1 pseudogene is annotated in these 288 nt (G+C 41.3%); it reads right to left on the bottom strand.

The features are described from left to right. Positions 1-288 (bottom strand): annotated as a pseudogene (locus SB658_RS23185) (histidine kinase); the annotation flags it as partial.

Raw genomic sequence — 288 nt, 5'->3', positions numbered from 1 at the left:
ACTTAATTTGAATAGTTGATGGGCTGTCGCTTGGTCGATATCTCTTTTTAAAAATTCGACGCTGACTGTCCCAATAATTTCTTCATGACTGCCTGTTTCTTTCATAATTGGGGCACTGCCTCTGACAACGGTTTCACCATCAGAATCACCCGTTGATATGGAGGTTCCTCCAAATAGCAGGGTACTTCTTCCTTCCGACACACTGATGGTTTTCCCTACATCCTCATGATTTGTATGAAAAAGAACCTTTCCTTTTTGATTGGTGATAAAAATGGCATGCGCTCTTAC

It is taken from the genome of Bacillus sp. SIMBA_008 (genome assembly GCF_046535495.1).
In the GTDB taxonomy this organism is placed as follows: Bacteria; Bacillota; Bacilli; order Bacillales; family Bacillaceae; genus Bacillus; species Bacillus subtilis.
This window is presented reverse-complemented; position numbering and strand designations above follow the sequence as displayed.